Origin of the sequence: Microbacterium sp. SGAir0570, assembly GCF_005491085.2 — a bacterium.
GTDB classification, from domain to species: Bacteria; Actinomycetota; Actinomycetes; order Actinomycetales; family Microbacteriaceae; genus Microbacterium; species Microbacterium arborescens.
The window spans coordinates 1,705,908-1,731,304 of the sequence record NZ_CP027929.1 but is presented as its reverse complement, the minus strand read 5'-3'; the positions used below and the strand labels follow the sequence as shown (position 1 = coordinate 1,731,304).

Sequence of the window (25,397 nt, the reverse complement as noted above, 5' to 3'; positions counted from 1 at the left end):
ACGACGTGAGGGCGGCCGGGCTCACCGGTCGCCCTCACTCGTTCATGTGCGCGCCGAGCTGCTCCAGCGGCGCACGAGTCGGGTCCGTAGGGTGGGAGCATGACCGCGCAGGTGGTGCTCGTGCACGGGATCCGGACCTCGGCCACGATGTGGCGCGCTCAGGTGGCCCATCTTCAGGATCGCGGCATCCCCGTCACCGCGCTCGACCTGCCCGGCCACGGCACGCGCATGGCCGAGACCTTCACCCTCGACGGCGCGTTCGCGACGATCGACGATGCGGTTCGGGATGCCGCCGAGCGCGGCCCCGTCCTGCTGGTGGGCCACTCGATGGGTGGGCTGCTGAGCACCGCTTACGTCGGCCGTGAGGAACGTCCCCCGGTGTCTGCGTTCATCGCCGCATCCTGCACCGCGATCCCCCGTGGATTCGGCCTCGCGGTATATCGAGCGCTCGCCCTCGGGTTCGATCGCTTGCCCGGCCGCGGCCAGCGGATCACCGACTGGGTTCTCGACCGCACGCTTCCCGTCGAGACCCGGCCGGACTTCGGCGCCGGCGGATACGCATACGACGCTCAGGACGTAGCGCTGGCGAGCCTGTCGGTGCTCGACCTGCTCGCGGCGATCCGACGAATCGATGTGCCGACCTGGTTCGTCAACGGCCAGTACGACCAGTTGCGCGTCAATGAACGGCTGTTCGCGAAGCTGGCGCCCGAGGCGGAGTTGATCGTCGTCCCTCGCACCAGTCACCTCGTCACGGCCATGCGTCCGCGTGTGTTCAACGCGGTCATCGATCTCGCCCTCGCGACCCTCGCGAATACCGGCTCTCGCGACGCGACCTGATAGACTCTCAAGTCGGCTTGCCGTGTGGGTTCCTCCCTCACACGACCGCCGTGCGGCATCCCTCTACTGTCGCCCGGCACATCCACCGAAAACTCCGAACGAAAGATACGTCGAACGTGGCGAACATCAAGTCGCAGATCAAGCGCAACAAGACCAACGAGAAGGCGCGCGAGCGCAACAAGGCCGTCAAGAGCGCGCTGAAGACCGAGGTGCGTCGCACCCGCGAGGCCATCGCCGCCGGCGACAAGGCTGCTGCCGAGAAGGCGCTGGCCAAGGCTTCGAAGAAGCTTGACAAGGCCGTGAGCAAGGGCGTCATCCACGAGAACCAGGCTGCGAACCGCAAGTCGGCTATCGCGAAGCAGGTCGCCGCTCTCTGAGCCGCCGCTGTTGAAGGCCCGTCCCCGTGTGGGGCGGGCCTTTCGCTTTGCCGCTGAGCGGTCAGGACCCGTAGGGTGACCGCGTCGCGATGACGGTGACGAGCCGCTCGACCGCGAAGACGGGGTCGCGCGAGGCACCCTTGACCTCGGCATCCGCGCGGGCGGCCGCCTGGATCGCGGTCGCGAGGGCCGACTCGGTCCATCCGACGAGGTCGCGCTTGGCTCGGTCGACCTGCCAGTCCTTCATGCCGAGCCGGGCAGCGAGCGCGGCAGACGGCTCGCGCGTGCCGACGACGCGCGCCATGGTGCGCAGCTTCGAGGCGATCGCGGCGACGAGCGGCACGGGATCGGCCCCACTGGCCAGAGCGTGCCGCAGCGTGATGAGCGCCTCGCCGTAGCGACCGGCGATCGCGGTATCCGCGACGGCGAAGGCTGTTGTCTCGACCCGGCCCCCGTAGTACCTCTCGACGACCTGGTCGCCGATGTCACCGGGCACGTCCGAGATGAGCTGCTGACAGGCGGCCGCGAGCTCGGTCAGGTCGTCGGCGAAAGCGGAGACGAGGCTTCGGAGCGCCGACGGAGCGATCCGCTTGCCCGCAGCCTTGAACTCCCCCGCCGCGAAGTCGAAACGGTCGGAGTCGCGCTTGATCGCGGGAACTGAGATCTCGACCCCGCCCCCGATGCCCGAACGGATGGCCTCGAGCAGCTTCTTGCCCCGGACACTCGCACCCGTGTGCCGCAGGACGATCGTGGCGCCCTCCTGCGGATTCTCGAGATACGCGAGCGCCTCCGTGAGGAAGGCATCGGAGCACTTCTCGACGCCCGCCACTCGCACGAGCCGAGGTTCGCCGAAGAGCGAGGGTGACGCCATCCCGAGAAGGGTGCCTGCGGCGTAGTCGTCGGCGCGGATGTCGGAGACCTCGAGGCTCGGGTCCTCGGCCTTCAGATAGTCGCGGAGTCCGGCGATGGCGCGCTCCGCGCACACCTCTTCGGGGCCTGCGACGAGCACGATGGGCGCCGGTTCCGGCGCGCGCCACGACAGCTGCCGGATGGCCGATTTCGCGGCACCGCGGGCGGCAGGACGTCGGGGACTCGGCGGCATGCTCCCAGCCTAATCGCGACCACCGACCCCGATTGGTGGTCGCTACAGGCGGACGACGAGCTTTCGGGCGGAGACGCCTGCGTGAAGCAGATTCAGCGCGTGTTGAATGCTCTCCAGGCCTTCCCCAACGATTTCGGCCTCGGGGGCGCAGACATGCCGGCCCTCGGCGAGAGCCCCGGGCAAGTACTGCTCCCACAGCATGGGTCCGACGCTGCTGGTCATGAGAGAGCTTCCCCACACGAACCTGGCGGTGATGCCGTGGCGGCGAGCCCGAGCCTGCGTCGCGAGCTGGGACAGCCCGATCGTCGTCATCGTCCGCAGGAACGCGATGCTCGGGCCACCGCGGCGGGGAAGCGTCGTGAAGGCGACCGGCGGGCTCAGGAGGGCGACGCAACGGGCACCGGCCGTGGCTGCGATCCTCACCGCGGCATCGCCCGAGCCCGCCCCGATCGCGACCACGCCGGCGAGGGGGCGGTCTCCGACGCCCGAGACGATGGCTGCGACGGCTCCGGGCTCGCGATAGTCCACGACGAGCTCCGCGCCGAGCTCGCGCATTCGGGACTCGTTATGCGGTGAGGCGGTGGTGATGACGCGATAGCCCGCCGCGACCGCCAGCTGGATCGCGTTGCTCCCCACGCTCGTCGAGCCGCCCCACACGACCAGGGTCTCCCGCGTCGGTGCTGCGTCAGCGGTCGGGGTGCGGAGTGCGAGCTGATCGTCCTGGAAGAGTGCCGTGGCCGCCGTCGAGACGGCGAGCGGCAGCACCGCGGCCTGCTCGAACGAAAGACCGTCGGGCAACGGGGTCGCGAGATCTTCTCGCACGACGACGTAGAGCTGGAACGCGCCCTCCGCCTCATGGCGTCGGCCGCGCTCCATCCCGACCGCGTAGGCGGCGACGCGGTCGCCCACCGCGAAGCGCGTCACGCCCTCCCCCACGGCGGCGACCTCGCCCGCGACATCCTCTCCGAGCACCGCGGGATAGCCCAGCCAGCGGTACATCAGATCGCCGGTCCATTGCTTGACGTCATCGAGCGGGTTCACCGCGACCGCCCGGCTGCGGATGAGGATCTCGCCCGGGCCCGGCTCGTGCAGCGCGGCGGGCCCGACGACGAGATCGGCTCGCGGAGACGGGAGCCAAGCGGCGGCGTTCGATGACATGGGGCGGGCTCCGTTCCGAGAGGTGATGACATTGTGTGTCATCAATGCGTCCGCTAATGATGACACACAATGTCATCGGGTAGGCTCGCCCCATGCCACGCTGGGCCCCCGACGCCGCACTGCGCCTGGAACAAGCCGCCATCGAGCTGTTCCGGTCGCAGGGGTATGCGGCCACCACGGTGCCGCAGATCGCGGAACGGGCGGGTCTGACCACGCGGACGTTCTTCCGTCACTTCCCCGACAAGCGCGACGTGCTGTTCCTCCGTGAGCGCGAGTTTCCGGATGTCGTTGCCGACCTGCTCGCCGCCGCGCCCGACGGGCTCGACCCGATGGCACTGGCCATGCATGGGTTGCTCGCCGTCATGCCTGAGCTCGAGGCCTGGCGCGACGCGATCCGCGAGCGCCGATCGATCATCGCGACCGATGCGCATCTCATCGAGCGCGAGCGATCGAAGTCCGCGGTTCTGGCGCAGGCGATCCGCGACGGGCTCCGGCGGCGCGGTGCCGATCACATCGACGCTCTGCTCGTCTCCCAGACAGTCGTGGGGCTCTTCGACACCGCGCTCGAGCTGTGGACCGCCGAGGACTGCACCGCGACGCTGACCGCGATCATCACCGACTCGTACGCGCGTCTGGCCCAGCTTGTCGCCCCGCCCGAGTAGCCGCTGGCCCGGGCGATGCGGACGGAATCCGCGTTTCATCCCGGTGGCGGGACGCGCTGGCGCCACACCCGGATGCCGCCATCGGTTACGGTGAGTGCTGCTGCTCCGGTTTCGTCGGTGCGGACGATCTCGTGCCCGAGCGAGCGCAGGAGGGCGATGGTCTCTTCGCGCGGATGGCCGTAGGAATTCTCCCCCACTCCGATCAGCGCGACACGTGCGCCGAGCCGGCGGTACAGCGACTCGGCTTGGTCTGCGCTGCCATGGTGCGACACCTTGACGACGTCGTATGTCGACCGCAGCGCGGCGCCGAGGGTCAGCTGGGGCGTCTCCGAGAGATCGCCGAGAAGCAGGACGGCAGGAATCCCGCCGCCGCGGACATCGATCACGACGCTCGAATCGTTGCCGGGCGCGAACCCGCTCGCGCTCCTGCGCGGCCACAGTACTTCCCAGTCGGCGCCGCCCAGCGCCCCCGCCATGCCGGCGGAAGCCGTGCGGACCGACGCTCCGGCTGCGGCGAGTCGCGCGAGCAGCTGATCCTCCTGCGAGTCCGTGACCGGGCCGTGGAGGACGGTGCCGACGCGCCCGATGACCGCGTCGGTGCCGCCGACGTGGTCGAGGTCGAAGTGGGTGAGAACGAGGAGATCGATGCGGCTGACCCCGAACCGGTCCAGACACGCACCGAGTGCCTCGGGGTCGGGGCCGGTGTCGACGAGCGCGACAGCGTCGCTCGAGCGCAGGAGAACCCCGTCGCCCTGGCCCACGTCGCACAATGCGATCGCCCAGTCATCGGGGGTTCGCGCCCGCTCGAGCGGTCCCGTCACGAGGCCCGAGCCGACCACCCCGCCCACGGCGAGAGCGACGAGCGCCGTCGAGGCGCGACGAACCCGGCGGGGGGTGCCGGGAAGCACAGCCAGCAGCAGGGCGGCGCAGAGGGCCGCTGCGAGCACGACACCCGGCGCGTCGGGGAACCAGGCGATCGAGTTGCCGGGGACGGCGTCGACCGCCTGTGCGGTGGCTGCGATCCAGGCGCACGGGACCCAGGCGATCGCGGTCAGGCCGCTCGCCAACAGCGGCGCCCCGACGCTCAGGCACGCCGCGAGCCCGGCGATGGTCGCCAGCGGTGCCGCGGGCGCGGTCAACGCGTTGGCGAGCACGGCGTACACCGGTAGTCGCGGATCGATCATCACCAGGATCGGAGTGCACGCGAGCTGCGCGGCGGCGGGTACGGCGATGGCGAGCGCGAGGGGGCGCGGCATGAAACGTCGTAGCGAGTCGCTCACGGGGCCGGCGAACAGGATCAACGCTGCGGTCGCGGCCGACGACAGCGCGAACCCGATGCTGCCTGCGAGCCAGGGATCGGCGATCAGGCAGATGACGATCGCGAGGCACAGAACGGACGCCCCCGCACCAGCGCGCCCGAGCAACGCTGCGAGCATCGCTACAGCGGCCATGGCGGCCGCCCGCACGACGCTCGGCTCTGGTGAGACGAGGATCACGAAGCCCGAGAGCGCCGCGAGCCCGATCGTGACGCGCCACGGACGGCGCAGCCCCAGCATCCCGGCGCCGAGGAACGCTATTCCGACGACGAGCGCGCAGTTCGCCCCGGAGACCGCGGTCAGATGCGAAAGCGACGCCGTCTTCATCTGCGCATCGAGCTCGGCAGTGACCCCGGCCGTGTCTCCGACCGCGAGGCCTGCGACGAGGCCCGCGCCCGGCTGCGGCAGCGAAGAAGCCTGTGTGAGCAGCGCCGTCCGGAGCGTGGAAGCCAGTGCGAGAGGACCCCGCGGCTGCGCGACGACCTCCGGCGGATCGCTCGCCGTGATGATGAGGACCGCCCGCTCCCCCGACCGGGCGGGCGCGGCGGAGCCGGTGAGCAAGACGGTGGCACCCAGATCGAGACCGACGGAACGCTCGGCTGTGCGGACGACCACTGGCACCCGGGTCGCGGTGACGTCGCCGCCGGCGCGGACGCTGGTAGCCACGGCATCGAAACGCCAGCCCGTGGCAGAGCTCTCGATCTTTCCCGTGACATCGGCCTCGATCGCCACCACCCGCCCGCCGGTGAGGGGCAACGCGAGGGCCCGATCTCGGTCGGGCACGCTCATCGCGGTGTGCGACACGGCAGCCGCCGCGAAGGCGAGCGTGACGGTGGCGATGGCGATGCCGGTCCGCCGTGGGCGTGAGTCGTCGCAGAACCGGCGACGGAGGATCGTCACCGCCAGCATCCCCGTCGCGGCCGTCCAGAGCGCGGCCGCCAGGATTCCCGCGACGTCGGGATCGTTCGTCGTCACGAGTGCGGCGACCCAGACACCGACCGCGACGGGCAGCAAGCGGAGGTCGCGACGGCGGATGCGGCCGCTCACACGCGCACCCGGTCCCGCAGTGACTCGAGCATCTTCTCGCCGATCCCCGACACCGCCAGCAGGTCTTCGACGCTCGTGAATCGCCCGTTCTCTTCGCGCCAGGCGATGATCCTCTCGGCCAGCGCAGGGCCGACCCGTGGGAGGGTGTCGAGCGCAGCGGCATCCGCGGTATTGAGATCGACGAGGCCGTCTGCACCGGCCCCGCCGGACGACCCACCGTCTGCCGATTCGGGCGGCGCTTGACCGGGCTCGGGGACGAAGAGCTGCTCGCCGTCGGTGACGGTGCGCGCGAGGTTCACTCCAGCCGGATCAGCGGTGTCGCTGAAACCGCCCGCCGCGGCGACGGCGTCGATCACGCGCGCGTCGGCTTCGAGGCGATACAACCCGGGGCTCACGACGGCGCCGTGGACGTGGACGTAGACGGCGGCGGTGCCGGTGTCGCCGTGAGCCTCGACCGTCGGGCTCACGGCCGGGGTCACCACCGACGCCGGCGCCGCGAGAGAGCGGATCATGCCGATCGCGACGGTGACCGCCGCCGCTGCGAGGACGAGGACGATCAGCGCCCCGACGCTCCAGCGGCGCCGGGCCGGAGCGGGGTCGGGAGCAGTCACGCCGTCAGGCTAGGCGGGATGCTCCCGACCGTTCCCTTCCCCGTCGCCGCTGCGGAACAACCTGCGCGTCACCCCGTGTGGGGAGAGCCCGGCGACTCGTCCGGGCGCCGTCGACTTGTCGGCACAGATCCCGAATCCACTCCGGCGGGTGGATCCGTCTCATGGGTGACCGGAACGTTCTTGTCCTCCGCGGTGCGCATGTCCCACGACGGCTTGCGCACGGCGTAGAAGATGAGCGGCGGAGCCCCGAGGACGATGATCACCAGCCCGACGATCCAGGGATACAGCGCCGGAGAGAAGGCGCTGAACCCCGACGGCGGGATGAACGAGAACACGAACGCGGCGAGGCTCGCGAGGAACCCGACACCGGCGACCAGCCCCATGGCCGGTACCCGATACGTGCGCTTCACGCCCGGCTGCGTCCGTCGGAGCACGAGCGCAGCGGCGAACATCATCATGTACATGATCAGGTAGAGCGCCGCGGCCATGTCGATCAGTGCCACGAATGCCGCGCTCACGTTGGGAACGATGATGAAGATCGCCGCCAGGATCGTGACGATCGTGCCCTGCAGCATGAGGATGCCCGACTGCACGCCGGCCTTGTTCTTCTTCTGCAGCAGCGGCGGGAGCAGCCCGGTCTCCGCTGCTGCGAGCACGCCCTTGGACGGGCCCGCGATCCAGGTGATCACCGAGGCGAGCGCGCCCGCCGCGATGAGCGCCGACATCGCGGCCGTCGCCCACTGCCCCACGCCCCAGTGCTGGAAGTACTCCTGGAACGCGAGCATGATGCCATTCGTCAGCCCGAGCTCCTCCTGCGGCACCGCAACCGAGATGGCGAGGGTCGGCAGGATGAACACCAGCAGGATCAGGATCGACGAGATGAGGATCGAACGCGGGAAGCCGCGGCCGGGGTCCTTCATCTGATTCACGTGGACCGCGTTGACCTCCATGCCGGCATAGGCGAGGAAGTTCGACACGATCAGCACGATCGATGCGATGCCGGTGAACGGCGGGATCACCGCGTCGGGCGTGAGCGGCACCTGGCTCTTCTCGCCGCCGAAGACCCAGATCGCTCCGAAGACGATGAGGATGGCCGCCGGGAGCAGCGTGCCGAGGATGCCGCCCCAGGAGCCCAGTTTTGCGAAGAGATTCCCGCCGCGCAGCGTCACCAGCGTCGAGCCCCAGTACAGCACGAGGATCACCACTGCCGTGAAGAAGCCCGAGCTCGACAGTGACGGATCGAGGAAGACGAACGCGAGCGCGGCCGCGATGAACGCCAGCTGCGTGGGGTACCACACGACGTTCTGGATCCATTGGAGCCAGACGGCGGTGAAGCCCCAGCGGTTGCCCATCGCTTCACGGATCCAGACGTAGATGCCGCCTTTCCAGCCCGTTGCGAGCTCTGCCGCGACCAGTGCTGTCGGAATCAGGAAGAAGATCGCCGGGAGGATGTACAGGGTCACGCTGCCGAGGCCGAAGACCGCCATCGGCGGCAGCGAGCGAAGACTGGCGACGACCACGAGCGTCAGCAGCGCGAGTTGGCCGACACCGAGGTAGGTCGTGACGCTCGACCGAGGCGCGAGGGGATGGTTCGGCGTCGTACGGGAGGATGGCTGAGACGTGGACATGACGACGCGCCTCAGTGGTGGAACGCCGAATTCGCGGCGGCCGTGGGCATGGGCGACTGCAGGCCGTCGAGGTACGCCACCTCACGCTGGATGTCGGCCAGCAGCGACTGAGCGAGATCCATGCTCAACCCATTGCGCACGACGATGCGCTGCACCGTGATGTCGGTGAGATCGTCCGGCATCGGATAGGCCGGCACCAGCCAGCCGCGCATCCGCAGTCGATCCTGCAGGTCGTACAGCGTCCAGTTGTCGGTGTGTCCCTTCTGCAAGCGCCACGCGAACACCGGGATGTCGCTTCCGTCGTTCCACAGCTCGAACGCATCGAGCGCGCCGATCCCGGCGGCGAGATACTTCGCGACGTCCTGCGACTCCTGTTGAACGGCACGGTATCCCTCGAAGCCGAGCCGGAGGAACAGGTAGTACTGGAGCAGCACCTGAGCGCCCGGCCGCGAGAAGTTCAGCGCGAACGTCGGCATCTCGCCACCGAGATAGCTCACCTGGAAGACGAGGTCTTGGGGCAGCCACCGCGCTTCGCGCCACACGACCCAGCCGAGGCCCGGATACACCAGGCCGTACTTGTGGCCCGAGGTGCTGATCGAGTGCACCCGCTCCAGCCGGAAGTCCCAGACCAGGTCGGGCTGCAGGAAGGGGGCGATCATCCCGCCCGATGCGCCGTCGACGTGAATAGGGATGTCGAGACCGGTGTGTTCCTGGATCGCGTCGAGCGCAGCAGCGATCTGCGCGACGGGCTCGTACATCCCGGTGTACGTCACGCCCATGATCGCGACGACGCCAATCGTGTTCTCGTCGACGTATTTCTCCAGGTCGTGGCCGTCGAGCGTCTTGTGCTCCTCCGTGATCGGAACGAACCGGGGCTCGACGTCGAAGTAGTTGCAGAACTTCTCCCAGCACACCTGCACGGCGCTCGACATGACGAGGTTCGGAGTGGACGCGTCCTTGCCCTGCGCCCGGCGGAGCTGCTGCCAGCGGCGCTTGAACGCGAGCCCGCCGAGCATGCACGCCTCCGAAGAGCCGATGGTCGAGGTGCCGATGCTGTGCCCGGCATCCGGCGAGTTCCACAGATTGGCGAGCATCCGCCAGCAATTGTCCTCGATGGCCGCGGTCTGCGGGTACTCATCCTTGTCGATCATGTTCTTATCGAAAGACGAGGTGTAGACGTCCTTCGCCTCGTCATCCATCCACGTGCTCACGAACGTGGCGAGGTTCAGACGCGCATTTCCGTCGAGGATCGTTTCATCCTCGACGATCTGCTTCGCGGTCGCGGGAAGCGATTCGTTTTGGGGAATCACGTGCCGCGGCGCACCCTTCGCCTCCGTGGGCCTGGTGAACAGAGGGGCTGCGGGGCTGATCGTTTCGTCGTTCATTTCGTCTCCTCATTGCACGCCGAATAGAGGCGGCGAGGGGTCGACCGTGTCCCCGCGGCCGAAGCCGCCCCTGTGAATGCCACCCAAGCTAGGACGGGCCTCCAGGCGTCACAAGGGGGGTCGACGACACCGCGAATCCCCCCGAACCTGGAGTTCAGAAACCGGATCAGGCGCAGAAATCGGAGGAGGTACGGTCAGAGCGGGCTACGCCCGCGCACGCCCGAGAAGACCCGCCCGCTGCAGCAGCAGATACATCTGGCAGCCGAGGCAGAAGCCGAACGCGGCATTCAGGAATGCGGCTGCGAACGCGAGCGCAGCCGCGATGGGCAATGCCCACGGAACGCCTGCGAGATGCAGCAGCAGCCCTGCCGCGGTCACCGTGAGGCCCACACCCTGCGCGAAGCGCGGCGGACGCGCGTCCTCGAACTCTCGCGGGGGTGACAGGCGCGGCCGCACGACGCGGCGGAAGAGCACCGCCCAGGGCGCGGTCCGCGGTGACACGACGCCCCACAGGAACAGGAGCGCCGCGAGGAGCACGAGCAGGAAGCCCCCATCGACGACCCGATCGGCGAGTGGCGCGGCTCCGAGGCGCCACTCGGCACCCGTCGGCGCCGTCGCGATTCCGAGCAGCGATGCGAGGAAAGCCGCGAGCAGCAGGACCGCCGTGATGGATGCCGCGAAGCGTGGCGCACGGACGTCGAGACGTTCGATCGCGGTCATCTCACGCCTCCTGCAGCAGACGGGTGAGCTCGGTCTCGAGCGCGGACCGATCCGGGACTCCACCCGTGCGCTGACGCACCCTCCCGGTGCCGTCGAGCACGAGCACCGTGGGTGTCTGCATGACGTCGAACCGGCGAGTGAGGTCGGGACGATGCGTCAGGTCCACCTCGACGTGTCGGACGCCGTCGTGGTCCCCCGCGAGCGACGTCAGCACGCGCCGCGCCGCGGGGCACCGAGAGCACAGCTCGGTGCTGAACTGCAGCAGGGTCGCGGACTGGCCGAAGGCCGGCGTGCCGACCATCGCGGGAGTCAGGAGCTCACCGTCTGCGACGTCGTGCGTACGACCGCGCGAGCGCCGGGCGATCATGCCGATCGCTGCGACGAACGCGACGAGCACGATGGTCAGGACGACGGCGGGAAGCGGCTGCACGATCGCCACGGTAGTCCGCGGGTGACGGCGGCGGGGGAAGTGTGTCACCCTGTGACGACTCCCCCCGCCGTCGTCAGCGAGCGGTCGTGAAGCTGACCACCTTGGGAGCGCGAACCACGGCTCGAGCGATCTCGCGGCCGTTCAGGGCGCGGACCACCTTGTCGTCGGTGCGGGCGAGTGACTCCAGCTCATCCGAGGAGATCTTCGCCGACACGTTGAGCGTGCCCCGGACCTTTCCGTCGATCTGGACGACCGCGGTGACGGACTCCTCGACGAGAAGCGTCGGGTCGGGCTGGCGCCAGACGGCGAGGCCGACGAAGGGCTCGTGCCCGAGGGTCTCCCACATCTCCTCCGCTGTGTGCGGAGCGAACAGATCGAGGATGACGGCGACCGCCTCGGCCGCTTCGCGAACTGCCGGGTCGCTCGCGCCGGCGCCGCTGTCGATGACCTTGCGGGTGGCGTTCACGAGCTCCATGAGCCGCGCGACGACCACGTTGAACTTCGTCTGCTCGACGAGCCCCGGGGCGTCTGCCCACAGGCGGTGCGTGACCCGACGCAGCGCGGCATCCCCCTCGGCCCAGACGACGTCGATCTCGCTGTCCACGTCCGCGGCGACCCGCAGCGCACGGGCGAGGAACTTCGCCGCGCCCGTCGTGGAGACATCCGCCCAGTCCTTGTCGTCCTCGACCGGACCCGCGAACGCGAGGGCCACACGCAGGACGTCCGCGCCGTGCTGCTCGAGCTCCTCCTGGAAGAGCACGAGGTTGCCCTTGCTCTTCGACATCTTCGCGCCGTCGAGGATGACCATGCCCTGGTTGATGAGGCTCGAGAACGGCTCGGTGAACTCCACCTGGCCCATGTCGAACAGGGCCTTGGTGATGAACCGCGCGTAGAGCAGGTGCAGGATCGCGTGCTCGACGCCGCCGATGTAGAAGTCGACCGGGCCCCATTTGTCGGCCTCGCGAGGCGCGAAAGGCTGGCCGGCGTCGTTCGGCGACAGGAATCGCAGGAAATACCACGAGCTGTCGACGAAGGTGTCCATCGTGTCCGGGTCGCGGCGCGCGGGATCCCCCGTCTCCGGGTCGGTCGTGGTGACCCAGTCGGTCGCGGCACCGAGCGGCGACGCGCCCTTCGGCGTGAGATCGAGGCCAGCCACGGACGGGAGGCGAACCGGAAGCTCCTCGGCGGGCACCGGAACGATCCGGCCGTCCTCGGTGTGGATCATCGGGATCGGCGTACCCCAGAAGCGCTGACGCGAGATCAGCCAGTCCCGCAGGCGGTAGGTCTTGGCCGCACGGCCGGTTCCGCTCGCGGTCAGCTGCTCGATGGCGCGCCCGATCGCGTTGCGCTTGCTCAGGCCGTCCAGTGCACCCGAGTTGATCATGCGTCCGTCACCCGTGAGGGCGACACCGGTGCGGGCAGGGTCGAGGTCATCGATCGCGGGGGCGGAGTCGACGGGCACACCCTCGTCGTCGAGCTCGATGACGGGCATCGCACCCGTCACGGGGGCCGTCGTGTCGACGACGACCCGGACGGGCAGGTCGAACGCTCGCGCGAAGTCGAGGTCACGCTGATCGTGCGCCGGGACGGCCATGACCGCACCGTGACCGTAGTCGGCGAGCACATAGTCGGCAGCCCAGATCGGCAGCCGCTCACCGTTGATGGGGTTGATGGCGAACCGGTCGAGGAACACGCCGGTCTTCGGACGGTCCGCGGTCTGCCGGTCGATCTCGCTCGTCTTCTGGACGGTCTGCAGGTACTCGCGGAAGCGCTGCTGCACCTCGTCGGAAGAACCGGCCGCGAGCTCCGCTGCGAGGTCGGAGTCGGGTGCGACGACCATGAAGGTCGCACCGTGCAGCGTGTCCGGCCTGGTCGAGAAGACGGTGACCTTCTCGTCACGGCCCTCGATCTCGAAGTCGATGTCGGCGCCGACCGATCGACCGATCCAGTTGCGCTGCATCTGGATGACCTTCTGCGGCCAGAAGCCCTCGAGCTGGTTCAGGTCGTCGAGCAGGCGGTCGGCATATTCGGTGATCTTGAAGTACCACTGTGTGAGCTTCTTCTTGATCACCTCGGCACCGCAGCGCTCGCAGTGCCCGTCGACGACCTGCTCGTTGGCGAGCACCGTCTGGTCGTTCGGGCACCAGTTGACCGGGCTCTCCTTGCGGTAAGCCAGCCCCTTCTCATAGAGCTTCTGGAAGAGCCACTGGTTCCAGGTGTAGTACTCGGGGTCGCTCGTGTGAAGCACGCGGCTCCAGTCGAACGAGACGCCGTACTCGTGCAGGCTCTGCTTCTGCTGAGCGATGTTGTCGTACGTCCACGCTCGGGGGTCGGCGCCGCGCTTGATGGCGGCGTTCTCAGCGGGCAGACCGAAGCTGTCCCAGCCGATGGGATGCAGCACGTTGTAGCCGCGGTGCCGCCAGAAGCGGGCCACGATGTCGGAGTAGAGATAGTTCTCGGCGTGCCCCATGTGGAGGTCGCCCGAGGGGTACGGGAACATCGCCAGGACGTACTTGCGGGGACGCTTGTCGTCATCGCCGCCGGCACGGAAGGGATCGGCGTCTGCCCAGGCGCGCTGCCACTTCGCCTGAACGGCGTGGGCGTCGAATGCGGCGGAATCGGGCGTGTTGGCGCGATCAGTGGAGCTGTCGGTCACGGGTGAACCAATCTGGGAATGCGAAAAAGGCGCGAGAGCACCGCTTCCAGGCTACCGGACCCGCTCCCGCCACCGGGGCGGCAGGTCGGCGCCGAGCGCGGCGAGCGGTGCCTGCGCCTTCAGCGCCACCTCGTCGACCTCGGCGTCCGGCTCGGATCCCCATGTGATGCCACCGCCCGCCCCGACGTAGGCGGTGACGACGTCGACGACGATCGACCGGATGATCATCGCCAGATCCGCATCGCCGTCGTGGCCGACCCAACCGAAGCACCCCGCGTACGTCCCGCGCGGGGCGCGCTCGAGAGCATGGAGGATCGTCATCGCCGAGAGCTTCGGCGCGCCGGTCATGCTCCCGGCCGGGAACGTCGCGGCGAGGACCTCCGACAGTCGCGTGCCCGGTCGGATCGATGCCGACACGCTGCTGACCAGCTGGTGCACGGTCGGATAGGTCTCGACCTCGAGCAGCCGCTCGACCACGACGGAGCCGGGCTCGCTCACGCGCTGGAGGTCGTTGCGCATGAGGTCGACGATCATGACGTTCTCCGCGCGCTCTTTCGGGCTCGTCAGGAGATCCCGGACGAGCCGGGCATCGGATGCCGCATCGCCGCCGCGACCCCGGGTTCCTTTGATCGGGCTCGTCAGGACGGTTCCATCGGCGAGTCCGAGAAATCGCTCCGGGCTCGCGCTGATCAGCGCCCGCTCCCCCGATCGGATCAGCGCGCCGTGATGCGACGACGACGCGCCCCGGAGCCTCCGGAACACCCCGAGCGCATCGATCGGGCGCTCGTCCCGCACCGTGAACCGGGTCGTGAGACAGAGCTGGTACGCGTCACCCCGGCGGATCGCGCTGCGGCAGTCCTCGACGAGTGCGGCGTAGCGTTCGGGCCCGACGCGAGCCGCGGCGACGAGGCGACGAGGGAGCGTTGATGGCTCGCCGACGCCGGCAGCGGCAGCGGCAGCGGCCGTACGCCAGCGGTCGACCTCTGCGGCGAAGTCCGCCACTGCGTCCGCCGGTGCCGCCACCCACACGCGCCGCTCCGCGTGGTCGAACGCCACGAACCGATCCACCCGCAGCCAGAGCGCGTCGGGTTCCTCGGCATCGCGCTGCGCCGGCGCTCCCGCTCGTGCGGCCGCAGCGTCGTAGCCCGTCCAGCCGACCCAGCCGCCGCCGAAGGGCCCGACGCGCTCCCCGCCGCTCCTCGCACACGTCGACGACCCGTCCACGATCGGGTCGGGAGCGTCGGCCGGCTCGCCGGAACCGAGCCAACTCCATCCCGAATCAGCGTCGACACCGGCGTCGAGCCAGAAGACGTGCTCGCCGGGCACCGTGCCGATGAGGTCGGCGGGATCGATCCACCCGTCGAGGCAGCGGAAGCTGGTCGTCTCGGGCACGATCACAGGTTATGTCTTAGGTCGCGCCCCTAGGCTCGGAGCGTGAACGAGATCCTCGACTGGATTCTGAACACCGTGCAGAGCATCGACCCGGTGCTGCGCACGGTTGTGGCGGGAATCGCGATCATGCTCGAGACCAGCGTGCTCATCGGCCTGGTGGTACCGGGCGACACCGTGGTGATCGTGGCCGCGACCGCGGTCGGGAGTGTCGGCGAGGGCTTCATCCTCGGCGCGGCGGTCGTCGCCGGCTCGCTCGCAGGAGAGTCGATCGGGTTCGCGCTCGGGCGCTGGCTCGGCCCCCGCATCCGCTTCTCTCGGCTCGGCCGCCGCATCGGCGAGGACAACTGGGTGCGTTCGGAGCTGTATCTGCGCCGCCGTGGCGGGCCCGCGATCTTCCTCTCGCGGTTCCTGCCCGTCCTGCACTCGCTCGTGCCGCTGACGGTCGGCATGAGCGGCTTCTCGTATCGCCGCTTCATCGCGTGGACGGCCCCGGCCTGCGTCATCTGGACCTCGCTCTACGTGGGCGTCGTCGCCGCGGCGGCGAAGACCTATCGCGCCGTCTCGGACAACATCCAATACGCCGGATACCTCTTCGTCGCCGTCATCGTCGTGTTCCTGGTTCTCGCGTACCTCGTGAAGCGTCTGATCACCCGGCGGGAGGCGCGTCATCTGCGGCTCGAGGAGGAGAAGACCCGACTCGCGGACGGGGACGTGAAAGACTGAAGCGATGGCTTCCTCACCCGCACCACGGAAGAAGATCCTGTGGTTGGCGCGCCTCGAGCGCCGCTTCCACTCGTGGCGCGAACGACGCGCCCGCGCGCGCGGTCAACGACCGACCGTCGCCGCATACCCGGGCTACGGCGGTGACGGGTGGGTCCGCGTCCTCGGGCGCGTGCTGATCGCACCCCAGAAAAGCCCTACGAAGGGCGGGGAGTACGCGTCGGTCCGTGGCTGGCGCAGCTTCGCGTCGGTGCCGGTGGCGTTCGCGCAGGTCGAGGTGACCGTCGCCGGCACGACGCACGCGATCGTGGCGGACCGCGGTGGCGTCATCGACGTCGAGCTGCCCGGGACGCTCGAACCCGGCTGGCAGACGATCACGATGACCGTCGAGGGCAGCGAGGTCATCGAGACACGGGTCTTCGTGATCGCCGGCGACACCGACTTCGGCATCATCTCCGATATCGACGACACCGTCATGGTGACCGCTCTGCCGCGCCCGTTCGTGGCGGCATGGAACTCCTTCGTCCTCGACGAGCACGCGCGTCAGCCGGTTCCCGGGATGGCCGTCATGCTCGAGCGCCTCACGCGTGACCGTCCCGGCAGCCCCGTCATCTATCTCTCGACGGGCGCCTGGAACGTCGCGCCGACCCTCATGCGGTTCCTCAGAAGGCACGTCTTCCCGTCGGGTCCGATGCTCCTGACCGATTGGGGACCGACACACGACCGCTGGTTCCGCAGCGGGCGCGATCACAAGGCCGAGAATCTGCGGCGCCTCGCGAAGGAGTTCCCCAACGTCCGCTGGCTCCTCGTCGGCGATGACGGTCAGCACGACGACGCGCTGTACACGGCCTTCGCCAGCGAGAACCCCGACCGGGTGCGCGCGGTCGCGATCCGGCGGCTGTCGCCCGCTGAGGCCGTCCTCGCGGGTGGCCGCACCGCGGTCAACGATCACTCCGCGGCACAGGTGCCCTGGGTCACCGGGTCGGATGGAGCGGCGCTCCTGGACCGGCTCGCCGATGTCGGCGTCATCGAGCGCGACTGAGGGCGGCGCGGACGGATGTCGCACGCGCGCCCTACGCTGGAGACATGTGCGGTCGTTTCGTCGTAGCCCGCGTCGGTTCCGAGCTCGCGAGCGTTCTGCACGCCGAAATCGTTCCCGACGATCTGCCCTCTCCCTCGTTCAACATCGCGCCCACGGCCCAGGCGACGATCGTGCTCGACTCGGCCAAGACCGAGCCGCCGACGCGTCGCCTCGCCTCCGCCCGCTGGGGCCTCGTGCCCGCATGGGCCAAGGATCCGTCGGTCGGCGCACGCGCGTTCAACGCGCGGTCCGAGGAAGCAGCTGAGAAGCCGACGTTCCGTGATGCGCTGGTCTCGCGCCGTGCCGTCATCCCGGCCTCGGGCTACTACGAGTGGCAAGGCGCCACCGGGGACAAGACGCCTCACTTCATCCGGCCCGAGAACGGGGAGCCGCTCTTCTTCGCCGGGCTCTACGAGTGGTGGAAGGATCCGTCGCGTCCCGCCGACGATCCCGGCCGCTGGTTGCTGACCTTCACCATCCTGACCCGCTCCGCGGTCGGCGGTCTGGCGGAGATCCACGACCGGATGCCGCTGATGATCGACGCCGAGTACGCCGACGTGTGGCTCGATCCCACCACCGAGTACCCGGCCGATCTGCTCGACGCGGTGGCGGACGCGGCACCGTCCGTGGTCGACACGCTCACCTGGTTCGCCGTCGGGTCTGCTGTGGGCAACGTGCGCAACGACGATCCATCGCTCATCGAGCCGGCATGACGCGGTCTCCCAGCGCACCGGTGTCTATCCTCGAGAGGTGACGCTCCGCCCCTTCGAACCCGTTCAGCTCGCGCCGGAGGTCTGGCGCGCGCTGTCCGATGCGCATGCGGAGCGCGCTGAGGCACTGACCGAGGCCCACCGGCGGCGCGCTTCGCGCGCTGAGAAGCATCCCGTCGAGGACTTCCTGTTCACGTATTACTCCTACAAGCCGGCCATCCTCCGGCGCTGGCACCCGGGCCCGCACGTTGTGCTCGAGGGTGCTGCGAAGGAGCGTGGCGGCTGGCGCTGGTACGAGACGGTCGGCGACGCCCACGCGCGCGTGGCCGACGAGCAGTTCCGGACCGAGCGCGCATCGCTCTACCGCGGCGTGACGGGCATCCTCCGTGCGACGCGCGATCGCCCGGCTGCTTTCGGGTGCTTCGGCCTGCACGAATGGGCGATGGTCTACCGCGCCGACGCCACGCGGCACGAGATCCCGCTCCGGCTCGGCGCGGCGGGAACGGATGCCGTTGTCGAGGCCCACGACCTACGCTGCACGCACTTCGACGCTTTCCGCTTCTTCACCCCCGAGGCGGTGCCGCGCAACCGCGAACCGCTCGACCGAGAAGGGGCGCCCGGACGCGAGCAACCGGGATGCCTGCACGCCGGCATGGACGTCTACAAGTGGATGCTGAAGCTCGGCCCCCTCGTTCCGGGGCATCTGCTCCTCGACGCATTCGTCCTGGCTCGCGACATCCGAGAACTCGATATGCGCGCCTCGCCCTACGACCTGCGTGACTGGGGCTACTCCCCCGTTGCGATCGAGACGGCCGACGGAAAGGCCGAGTATGTGCGCCAGCAGCGGCTGCTGAGCGCCCGCGGCCAGGCGTTGCGCGCCGCGGTGCTCGATGTCGTCGGTTCAGAGCCCGAGCGGCGAGCCGCGCGTGCAGATCGATCCGCGGCCCCACCACGTGATGTGTGACCGTGCGGTCGGGCCGTGAACACCGTCGACGCCGATTGCCTCGACGCTCTGCGCATTCCTGAGGGTCTTATCGGTGCAGCACGGTCACCGCATTGCTGTTGTTCCCCGATTCGAGGATGCAGTCGTATGTGTTCCCGGCGCGGGGGATCGTGTACCACGCCCCGTTTCCCGAGGTGATGTTCTCGGAGCTGCAACAGTGAGAGGCGGCTGAGAACGTCATCGTCCGCCGCGGTGATTACGGTCAATTCGATGAACGGATACAAATGATCCGCGGCGCGCATGAGAGGGCTTTGATGCGGACGACGACGCACACGAAAAAACCCCGCCGGAGGCGGGGCATTTCATATTGATCGGTGGACCTGAGGGGACTCGAACCCCTGACCCCCTGCATGCCATGCAGGTGCGCTACCAGCTGCGCCACAGGCCCGTGGTTTCCGCTCTCGCGGGAACTCATTTAGCTTACAACATCTCCGGGGGTGCTCGTGACCACGGTGGCCTCGATGGGGATCACCGGGCAGTCCTTCCACAGGCGCTCAAGCCCGTAGTAGACGCGCTCCTGCTCGTGGAACACATGCACGACGAGGTCGCCGAAGTCGAGCAGCACCCAGCGCGACTCCGTACGTCCCTCACGACGCAGGCGCTTGTGCCCGGCTTCGAGCATGCTCTCCTCGACCGCGTCGGCGATCGCGGCGACGTTGCGCTCGCTGTTGCCGCTGACGAGCAGGAAGGCGTCGACGAGCGGGAGGGGCTGCGACACGTCAAGGGCGACGAGATCTTCGCCGCCCTTCGATTCCGCGGCCGCCGCCGCGACGGCGACCATGTCGATGACTGCTTGTGAACTCATCCGAAGACTCCTGTGAAAAGCGAGACGAGCAGAACGCCCGCCAGAGCGAGAGCGAGCGCCCCCGCGGTGATAGCGAGGGCGACCGTCCAACGGCTGCCCTTCTCCGGCGCCGGCGGACGGATGACGTCCTCCGCGCTCTTGATGGTCGAAATGGCCGCGCTCGCGGCGATGGGCGTCGGAGACGATGAGGCCGGCAGCTCGCCGTCCACGAGGACCGCATCGACCTCCTTTCCGTCCGCAACACCCGGGACGACGCCGGTCGAACCGAAGTTCTCGGGCAGGGTGAACGTCCCGGTGATCAGGACCTCGCCGGTCGCGGTGACCGGTGCCACCAACGGCCCGCCGTCCGGGTTCTCCGCGAGGATCAACGCGTTCGGCGTCGTGAAGGCGCCCGTCGCGGCGGCACTGCGCGAGAGCAGCTGATCGAACGATGCGGGCACATCCGTTGCCGCGGACTCCCCCGCGAGCAGATCAGCGCCGAGGTCGTTCGAGACGACGTGACGCTCGGGCTCCGTTTCGTCCGCGCTCTCGTGGTCCGCGCTCTCATCGTTCGCGCTCTCATCGTTCGCGACGATGTCGTCTTCCGCGACGTGGTCCTCGGCGACGCGGTCCTCGGCGACGTGATCCTCGGCGATGGTCTCGGAATCGACGGCGTCGGAGTCGGTGGGCTCGAACTCGGAGGCGATGACGTTCGGCGGGGCCGCCGTCGTCTCGGCATCCGTGCCGTCGGCACCCTCGGCCTCAGGAGCATCGTGCTCGCGATCCGACTGGACGGCCTCGTCGGAGGCGTCGGGCTCGATCGCACGAGCCGCATCGTCGGCGTCGCTCTGACCGGGCGCATCCGCGTCGGGTTCGGCGACGACGGCCGCGTGCTCGCCGGTGGAGGTCACGACCGGGATCGAAGCCGTGCGGATCTTCTCCTGCAGTCGAGCCTGACGGCGGGTCAGCGCGGGCGATCCGAGATCGACCGAGGCCTGCGGCACCGGAGCCGGTGGAACCTCGACCGGCTCCGCCGCACGCGGCAGCGGCGCGGGGGCGGGCGTCTGCTCCGCTGCGGTCGCCGACGCGTCGTCGGCGGCTTCGGGGTCGACGATGATCGGATTGGAAGCCGTGTTGCGCAGCTCACGCAGTTGCCGGCGCGTCAGCTGCGGAGTCGGTGGCTGTTGCTCTTTGTCGCTCATGCCTTGCTCCGATAGAGATGATGCTTCGCAATGTATTGGACGACCCCGTCTGGAACGAGGTACCACACCGGATGTCCGCGTCCGACGCGTGCCCGGCAGTCGGTCGATGAGATGGCCAGCGCGGGGATCTCGAGCAGGCTCACGTCATCGCTGGGCAGTCCGGCACTGGAAAGCGTGTGGCCGGGACGCGAGACGGCGACGAAATGCGCGAGCTCCCACAGTTCATCATGGTTCCTCCAGCTGAGAATCTGCGCGATGGCGTCAGCGCCGGTGATGAAGAAGAAGTCGGCGTCGGGACGTTGTGCCTTCAGATCGCGCAGTGTGTCGATCGTGTACGTCGGACCGTCGCGGTCGATGTCGACGCGACTCACCGTGAACATCGGGTTCGAGGCCGTCGCGATGACCGTCATGAGGTACCGATGCTCCCCCGGTGACACGAACGACTTCTGCCACGGCGTTCCCGTCGGCACGAAGACGACCTCGTCGAGGTCGAACGACTGCGCGACCTCGCTCGCGGCCACGAGGTGCCCATGATGAATCGGGTCGAACGTGCCGCCCATCACGCCGATACGCGGCGCACGCGTTCCCGTCATCGGAGCAGCCTCAGTGGTGGCCGTTCTCCGACTGCGTCAGTTGGTTGCCGTGGGCCGCGGCGTAGGCCTCCGCCTTACCGGCGTGGCGGTTCGCGACGTTGCGGTACGACAGCGTCACGAGACCGAGGGCGAGGAAGATGACCAGGGCGATGACGCCGAAGATCATCGTCTCCGCCTGCACATTGCCGTGGTGCTCGGTCTGCTCGGCGGCGAATGCGGTGATCGTGGCGAGGGTCATCGGGGCTCCGTTCGTTTCGCGCGGCGGCGCATATCAAGTTTAGGTGGTCAGGCGCGTGTCTGCCCGGCGCCGCGCGCGAGCCACTTCGTGCTGGTCAGCTCGGGAAGTCCCATCGGACCGCGGGCGTGCAGTTTTTGGGTCGAGATGCCGACCTCGGCGCCGAAGCCGAACTCGCCGCCGTCGGTGAACCGCGTCGAGGCGTTGGCCATGACGACCGCGGCGTCCACCTCGGCGAGGAAGCGTTCGGCATGAGCGTCGTCGGCCGTCACGATCGCCTCGGTATGCATCGTCGAATAGCGGCGGATGTGCTCGAGGGCTTCGTCGAGGTCGTCGACCACCCGCATCGAGAGGTCGAGGCTCATGTGCTCGGTCGCCCAGTCGTCCTCGGTCGCCTCGACGGCCTCTGGCACCAGTCGACGCACCGCGTCGTCGCCGTGGATGGTGACGCCGGCTTCGACGAGCGCCTCCGACACCGGCGGGATGAGGCGGTCGGCTGCCGAACGGACGACGAGCACGGTCTCCACGGCGTTGCAGACGCTCGGTCGTTGCGCCTTCGCGTTCACGACGATGTCGCGAGCCCAGTCGAGCGGCGCGGACTCGTCGAGCACGATGTGCACGACGCCCGCGCCCGTCTCGATGACGGGAACCGTCGACTCCGTCACGACGGTCTCGATGAGCTGAGCGCTGCCGCGGGGAACGAGCACATCGACCAAGCCTCGCGCGCGCATGAGGAACCGAGCGCCGTCGCGGCCGAAATCATCGACGGTCTGGATGCCGTCGGCGTCTACTCCGGCACGATCGAGCGCATTTCGCATCGACGCGATGAGGGCGCCGTTCGTCGACTGCGCGGCCGATCCTCCGCGAAGCGCCACGGCGTTTCCGGAACGGAGCGCCAGGGCCGTGATGTCGACCGTGACGTTGGGCCGCGCCTCGTAGATCGAGGCGACCACGCCGAAGGGCACCGAGACCTTCTGCAGCCGCACGCCTCCGGGCAGTTCCCGCTCGTCGAGCACACGGCCGACGGGGTCGGGAAGCCGCGCCACATCGCGGACCGCGCTCGCGAGCGCGGCTATGCGCCCGTCGTCGAGGAGGAGACGGTCGCGCAGGCCCGCAGAGATACCCGCCGCATCCCCGCGCTCGAGGTCATCGCGGTTGGCCGCGACGATGCGCGCGGTGTCGGCGATGAGCGCGTCGGCGATACCGTCGAGGAGGGCCGTCTTGGCGGCATCGTCGAGGAGGCCGATCGATCGGCTCGCGCGCTTGGCGGCGCGGAGGCGCTCGGAGACGTCGGTAGCGACGGCGGTGGTCATCCCGTCAGTCTAGCGACGGCGACGGTGGCGAACCCGTCTCAGGCGACGCCGATGGCTCCGGTGCCCTGCGGGAGAATCGGCGCCGGATTCGCTTCGAACCACGTGCCGACATCGGCCCCGGCGAGCACGTCGCTCGCGAGGTCGATGCTCGTCACGAGCGCGGCTACGCCGCCTTCGGCAGCCAACCGCGCCGCCGAGGCCTTCGTGGCCGCGCCGCCGGTGCCGACGCTGTTGACGACCGTCGCCCCGAACTCGTATGCGCTCAGGTCGTCGTCGAACGCGACCTTCTCGATGGGGCGTGCGCCCGGTTCGCTCGGGGGCCGGGTGTAGAGGCACGCGATGTCGCTCAGGAGCACGAGGGCATCGGCACCGATGAGGCGCGACACGAGCGCGGCGAGCCGATCGTTGTCGCCGAAGCGGATCTCGTGCGTGGCTACGGTGTCGTTCTCGTTCACGATCGGCAGGATCCGCAGACCGAGCAGCCGCTCCATCGCGCGCCGTGCATTCGAGCGGTGCGTCGGATCGTCGAAGTCGCCGGCTGTCAGCAGAACCTGACCGGCGACGATGCCGTACTGCCGCAGCGCGTCCTGATAGCGGTAGACGAGGACGTTCTGGCCGACCGCGGCGGCGGCCTGCTGGGTCGCCAGGTCGGTCGGTCGCTCGTCGAGACGCAGATACGGCATACCGGTCGCGATCGCTCCCGACGACACGAGCACCACTTCGGTGCCCCGAGCGTGCGCCTGCGCGAGGGCGTCCACGAGCGAGTCGATCTTGCCCGCGTTCTCACCGCTGATGGACGACGAGCCCACTTTCACGACCACACGTCGGGCACCGTTGAGCTCGGCGCGCGAGATCAGGCTCATGCGTCGTCCTCGTCGGCACCTCGCGACTTCTCCGCGCGGCGCTCCGCCTCGAGCTCGGCACGGGCCTCCGCCTTCGCATCCATACGCTCGTGATAGCGCTCGCGGCGCTGATTGGAGGTCCGGCGCGGGTTCAGATCGAGGCGCGGGTCGGTACCGCGCGGAGCGGACATCAGTTCGGCGGCAGACGAGAGTGACGGGTGCCAGTCGAAGACGATCCCGTCGCCCTCGCCGATGACCACCGTCGACCCCGGGGTCGCACCGAGGCGGAACAGTTCGTCCTCGATACCGAGCTTGTCGAGACGATCCGCGAGGAAGCCCACGGCCTCCTCGTTCTGGAAGTCGGTCTGCTGGACCCACCGAACCGGCTTCGCACCCAGGATGCGGTAGACGTTGCCGTACGTCCCGCCTTCGACGCGGACGGTGAAGTCGCGCTCGGCGCCCTTGGGGCGGATGACGATCCGCTCGGCGGGCACCTCGGCCGCTGCCGAAACGCGGTGCTCGGCGACGAGCTCCGCCATGGCGAACGAGAGCTCGCGCAGGCCCTGCCGGCTCACGGTGGAGATCTCGAACACGCGGTAGCCGCGCGCTTCGAGATCCGGACGGACGAGGTCCGCCAGGTCGCGTGCCTCGGGGACGTCGGTCTTGTTCAGCGCGATCAGCTGCGGGCGCTGGAGCAGCGGAATCTGCCCCTCGGGCACCGGGTAGGCGCCGAGCTCGGCGAGGATCACGTCGAGATCGGTGATCGGGTCGCGTCCGGGCTCCAGCGTGGCGCAGTCGAGCACGTGGACGAGGGCCGAGCAGCGCTCGACGTGACGGAGGAACTCGAGCCCGAGCCCTCGGCCTTCGCTCGCACCCTCGATGAGGCCGGGCACGTCCGCGATCGTGTAGCGGATGTCGCCGGCCTGCACGACGCCGAGGTTCGGGTGCAGCGTCGTGAACGGGTAGTCGGCGATCTTGGGGCGCGCGGCGGACATCGCGGCGATGAGGCTCGACTTGCCCGCCGACGGGAATCCGACGAGCGCGATGTCGGCGACGGTCTTTAGCTCGAGCTGAACGTCGCCCTCCCAGCCGGGGGTGCCCAGGAGCGCGAAACCGGGAGCCTTGCGCTTCGGAGAGGCCAGCGCCGCGTTGCCGAGTCCGCCCTGGCCGCCGGGAGCCACGACGAACCGCATCCCCGGGGTGACCATGTCGACGAGCGTCTCGCCCTCGGGCGTCTTCACGACCGTGCCGACCGGCACCGGGAGCTCGAGGTGCTCCCCCGCCGCGCCCGAACGGTTGTCGCCCATGCCGAATCCGCCGTTGCCACCCGAGCGGTGCGGCGAGTGGTGATACGACAGCAGGGTCGTCACCTGGGGGTCGGCGACGAGGACGACGTCTCCGCCGTCACCGCCATTTCCCCCGTCGGGGCCGGCGAGCGGCTTGAACTTCTCACGGCGCACCGACACGCAGCCGTTGCCGCCCTTGCCGGCACGCAGATGCAGCGTGACCCGGTCGACGAACGTCACCATGCGGTGCCTCCTGGAAAACAGGGCGAGGGGCGAGCCGAAGCCCGCCCCTCGCCGCGAAGTGGTC

At 69.1% G+C, this 25,397-nt stretch carries 24 protein-coding genes and 1 tRNA gene; 7 read left to right on the top strand and 18 right to left on the bottom strand.

The features are described 5' to 3' along the window. Positions 1-99: 99 nt before the first annotated feature. Both C1N74_RS08290 and rpsT read left to right on the top strand, forming a co-directional pair. The gene (locus C1N74_RS08290; RefSeq protein ID WP_023950752.1) at positions 100-837 is read left to right on the top strand and encodes an alpha/beta fold hydrolase; all 738 of its coding nucleotides are present in this window, start codon (positions 100-102) and stop codon (positions 835-837) included. Between the two features lie 116 nt (positions 838-953). Next, the gene (gene rpsT, locus C1N74_RS08285) at positions 954-1,214 is read left to right on the top strand and encodes a 30S ribosomal protein S20 (RefSeq protein ID WP_023950754.1); all 261 of its coding nucleotides are present in this window, start codon (positions 954-956) and stop codon (positions 1,212-1,214) included. A 61-nt stretch (positions 1,215-1,275) separates the two neighbouring features. On the opposite strand, the gene holA is transcribed toward rpsT, so the two are convergent. Together holA and C1N74_RS08275 are read right to left on the bottom strand one after the other, a co-directional pair. Next, positions 1,276-2,316, bottom strand: a complete 1,041-nt coding sequence (gene holA / locus C1N74_RS08280; protein WP_071918103.1) for a DNA polymerase III subunit delta — start codon at positions 2,314-2,316, stop codon at positions 1,276-1,278. A gap of 42 nt (positions 2,317-2,358) precedes the next feature. Next, complete coding sequence (locus C1N74_RS08275; protein WP_137750342.1) at positions 2,359-3,474, bottom strand: zinc-binding alcohol dehydrogenase family protein; 1,116 nt, start codon at positions 3,472-3,474, stop codon at positions 2,359-2,361. Between the two features lie 92 nt (positions 3,475-3,566). Here C1N74_RS08275 and C1N74_RS08270 point away from each other — a divergent pair, with 92 nt between their 5' ends. Continuing rightward, positions 3,567-4,136 carry a TetR/AcrR family transcriptional regulator gene (locus tag C1N74_RS08270; protein ID WP_137750341.1) on the top strand — a complete coding sequence of 190 codons (570 nt, stop codon included), beginning with the start codon at positions 3,567-3,569 and terminating at the stop codon, positions 4,134-4,136. A gap of 35 nt (positions 4,137-4,171) precedes the next feature. Here C1N74_RS08270 and C1N74_RS08265 read toward each other — a convergent pair whose 3' ends face one another. From C1N74_RS08265 to C1N74_RS08230, 8 genes are all read right to left on the bottom strand, one after another. After that, positions 4,172-6,499 (bottom strand): ComEC/Rec2 family competence protein, encoded by a 2,328-nt coding sequence (locus tag C1N74_RS08265; RefSeq protein ID WP_258317894.1) that lies wholly within the window; start codon positions 6,497-6,499, stop codon positions 4,172-4,174. Further along, complete coding sequence (locus tag C1N74_RS08260; protein ID WP_023950759.1) at positions 6,496-7,110, bottom strand: ComEA family DNA-binding protein; 615 nt, start codon at positions 7,108-7,110, stop codon at positions 6,496-6,498. The genes C1N74_RS08265 and C1N74_RS08260 overlap by 4 nt, the downstream gene beginning before the upstream one ends. Positions 7,111-7,178: 68 nt before the next feature. Next, the gene (locus C1N74_RS08255; protein WP_137750340.1) at positions 7,179-8,738 is read right to left on the bottom strand and encodes an amino acid permease; all 1,560 of its coding nucleotides are present in this window, start codon (positions 8,736-8,738) and stop codon (positions 7,179-7,181) included. Between the two features lie 11 nt (positions 8,739-8,749). Then, complete coding sequence (locus C1N74_RS08250; RefSeq protein WP_023950763.1) at positions 8,750-10,123, bottom strand: glutamate decarboxylase; 1,374 nt, start codon at positions 10,121-10,123, stop codon at positions 8,750-8,752. 204 nt (positions 10,124-10,327) lie between these two features. Beyond that, positions 10,328-10,843: a DUF4395 domain-containing protein gene (locus tag C1N74_RS08245; protein ID WP_023950764.1), complete on the bottom strand. Its 516-nt coding sequence runs from the start codon at positions 10,841-10,843 to the stop codon at positions 10,328-10,330. A gap of 1 nt (position 10,844) precedes the next feature. Further along, positions 10,845-11,273: a thioredoxin family protein gene (locus C1N74_RS08240; RefSeq protein WP_258317893.1), complete on the bottom strand. Its 429-nt coding sequence runs from the start codon at positions 11,271-11,273 to the stop codon at positions 10,845-10,847. A gap of 73 nt (positions 11,274-11,346) precedes the next feature. Beyond that, entirely contained in the window at positions 11,347-13,929 is a 2,583-nt protein-coding gene (gene leuS / locus C1N74_RS08235) for a leucine--tRNA ligase (RefSeq protein ID WP_114598801.1), read from the bottom strand. Positions 13,930-13,980: 51 nt separating this feature from the next. Beyond that, positions 13,981-15,321, bottom strand: a complete 1,341-nt coding sequence (locus tag C1N74_RS08230) for an anthranilate synthase component I family protein (protein WP_137750339.1) — start codon at positions 15,319-15,321, stop codon at positions 13,981-13,983. 42 nt (positions 15,322-15,363) lie between these two features. Here C1N74_RS08230 and C1N74_RS08225 point away from each other — a divergent pair, with 42 nt between their 5' ends. From C1N74_RS08225 to C1N74_RS08210, 4 genes are read left to right on the top strand one after another with little or no spacing between them, the layout of a single operon-like run. Continuing rightward, positions 15,364-16,044: a DedA family protein gene (locus C1N74_RS08225; protein ID WP_036304580.1), complete on the top strand. Its 681-nt coding sequence runs from the start codon at positions 15,364-15,366 to the stop codon at positions 16,042-16,044. 4 nt (positions 16,045-16,048) lie between these two features. Further along, positions 16,049-17,083 (top strand): App1 family protein, encoded by a 1,035-nt coding sequence (locus C1N74_RS08220; RefSeq protein WP_071918110.1) that lies wholly within the window; start codon positions 16,049-16,051, stop codon positions 17,081-17,083. Positions 17,084-17,127: 44 nt separating this feature from the next. Next, positions 17,128-17,835 carry an SOS response-associated peptidase gene (locus C1N74_RS08215; RefSeq protein ID WP_088379949.1) on the top strand — a complete coding sequence of 236 codons (708 nt, stop codon included), beginning with the start codon at positions 17,128-17,130 and terminating at the stop codon, positions 17,833-17,835. A 37-nt stretch (positions 17,836-17,872) separates the two neighbouring features. Continuing rightward, positions 17,873-18,796, top strand: coding sequence for a hypothetical protein (locus C1N74_RS08210; RefSeq protein ID WP_023950776.1), 924 nt, complete (start codon positions 17,873-17,875; stop codon positions 18,794-18,796). A gap of 354 nt (positions 18,797-19,150) precedes the next feature. On the opposite strand, the gene C1N74_RS08205 is transcribed toward C1N74_RS08210, so the two are convergent. From C1N74_RS08205 to obgE, 8 genes are all read right to left on the bottom strand, one after another. Further along, positions 19,151-19,223 (bottom strand) — tRNA-Ala (locus C1N74_RS08205). Positions 19,224-19,250: 27 nt separating this feature from the next. Next, positions 19,251-19,640: a ribosome silencing factor gene (gene rsfS / locus C1N74_RS08200; protein WP_023950777.1), complete on the bottom strand. Its 390-nt coding sequence runs from the start codon at positions 19,638-19,640 to the stop codon at positions 19,251-19,253. Then, complete coding sequence (locus tag C1N74_RS08195; RefSeq protein WP_137750338.1) at positions 19,637-20,821, bottom strand: hypothetical protein; 1,185 nt, start codon at positions 20,819-20,821, stop codon at positions 19,637-19,639. The genes rsfS and C1N74_RS08195 overlap by 4 nt, the downstream gene beginning before the upstream one ends. Further along, positions 20,818-21,414: a nicotinate-nucleotide adenylyltransferase gene (gene nadD, locus C1N74_RS08190; RefSeq protein ID WP_137750337.1), complete on the bottom strand. Its 597-nt coding sequence runs from the start codon at positions 21,412-21,414 to the stop codon at positions 20,818-20,820. The genes C1N74_RS08195 and nadD overlap by 4 nt, the downstream gene beginning before the upstream one ends. A 10-nt stretch (positions 21,415-21,424) precedes the next feature. After that, the gene (locus tag C1N74_RS08185; protein WP_023950781.1) at positions 21,425-21,652 is read right to left on the bottom strand and encodes a hypothetical protein; all 228 of its coding nucleotides are present in this window, start codon (positions 21,650-21,652) and stop codon (positions 21,425-21,427) included. Between the two features lie 47 nt (positions 21,653-21,699). Next, a complete protein-coding gene (locus C1N74_RS08180; RefSeq protein WP_088379947.1) occupies positions 21,700-22,962 on the bottom strand; it encodes a glutamate-5-semialdehyde dehydrogenase in 1,263 nt (420 codons plus the stop codon). 38 nt (positions 22,963-23,000) lie between these two features. Next, positions 23,001-23,825 (bottom strand): glutamate 5-kinase, encoded by an 825-nt coding sequence (gene proB / locus C1N74_RS08175; protein WP_088379946.1) that lies wholly within the window; start codon positions 23,823-23,825, stop codon positions 23,001-23,003. After that, positions 23,822-25,333, bottom strand: coding sequence for a GTPase ObgE (obgE, locus tag C1N74_RS08170; protein WP_064956588.1), 1,512 nt, complete (start codon positions 25,331-25,333; stop codon positions 23,822-23,824). Before obgE ends, proB begins: the two co-directional genes overlap by 4 nt. Between the last annotated feature and the right edge of the window lie 64 nt (positions 25,334-25,397).